Origin of the sequence: Bradyrhizobium sp. Mp19 (genome assembly GCF_029952935.1) — a bacterium.
GTDB lineage: Bacteria > Pseudomonadota > Alphaproteobacteria > Rhizobiales > Xanthobacteraceae > Bradyrhizobium > Bradyrhizobium elkanii.
This window is the reverse complement of sequence record NZ_JASAUT010000168.1, coordinates 1-1,259: the sequence shown is the minus strand read 5'-3', so window position 1 is coordinate 1,259 and position 1,259 is coordinate 1. Positions and strand designations below refer to the sequence as shown.

The following is a 1,259-nucleotide window of genomic DNA, read 5'->3' as shown; positions in this document are numbered from 1 at the left end:
CGGTATGCCGAGGCTTGCTTTAACAGCTCTGCCTTGAACGCTCCATTCTGCTCAGTGACCGCTAACTTCTCGAACTCAACGGCGCGTTCCAAGTATTCCGTAAGCATCTTCATGATTGAAAACAATCCCGCGAGCGCCCTGACAGCGAGCTTCGCGCTTCTGAACTAGGTAGTCAATCACATCGACGCGGAGAGTAAATCGAGCTTCTACCTTCAAATTAGTCAATTTAGCTTTCGTTCCGCGACCCAGTCAGACGGGGCGTTTGCCCGAACTAGCAGCTGGTCCACTTGTGCGTCGGAGAGGCCGACGACCGCGATCATGTGCTGGACCAGAGAATCTACGCGGCGGATTTCGGTCGCGAGATCCGACTCGTCCTGGACGTTCGCATTCGCCGCGATCACTACCTTGAGCCGCGGCCCATGTGCCGAGCCCGTCAAAGGCCCGTTTCAAGCTGAGTTCGGTGCAGAGGACGGCACCGGCGCCGGCGGATTAAGAAATCCAATCACCGCCGGGTCGTCGGCGATCTGCTCGGTCACCATCGGCGCCAGCTGCTCACAGACAAACCATCCAACCAACGCTGTTTCGTTCTACAAATCCCATCAGCTTTATCCCTCCAACGGATCGAACCATCCGCGCGTAAAGCAGCGGTACGACGTGTTCGCATTGGTTGATCGCGCGGCAATCTGCGCTGATGTATCAATCCAAATGCGCAGATCATTTGCGTTGCCGGAAGTGGTGGTTGATGCTTCCAAACCGGTCCCGCCGACAGAATAGCTAGGTGCGCTGTCGGTAACGCCGGTTTCGTGCGTTCATCAAACGGTGTTTGGCGTGGATTCCACGCAATGATGTTCACCAGAGTTTGCACCCTAACGCCGGTCGGACAACTGGCGAGCGCAAAGGTCCGCAACGTCGTCCCGACAGTCGCGTTTATATCCAGCGCTGAACCAGGCCAGAAACATTTTCTACCTCGACATAGCTCTCGAATGCCGCTGCGAACTCGACCGTTTTCGATCGTTTTGTGATCTCCGGAAATCGCCCCGAGGGGATTTATGGAGATCTTCCGGTTCAGGTTCAGAGATTAAGTGGTCGCACAGCTGCGAGCGTTGGCCGAGGGCTAGCGGAGTCCTAATCGTTTCGGGACTGGAATTTAGCCCTTGCTAGCAGCTAGGGCTAATCGCCGTTGAGTTTACTTGGCTTTCGTCGACGTCACGACCGGCAGCACGCGCCTCGATCGTCGCGATATCGGCATCGACCGGCAG

Annotated in this window: 1 protein-coding gene; it reads left to right on the top strand. The window is 56.3% G+C overall.

What is annotated here, in order from left to right; translation table 11 throughout:
- Positions 1–405 precede the first annotated feature (405 nt).
- Entirely contained in the window at positions 406–774 is a 369-nt protein-coding gene (locus QJT82_RS45395; protein WP_281446730.1) for a hypothetical protein, read from the top strand.
- The last annotated feature ends 485 nt before the right edge of the window (positions 775–1,259 follow it).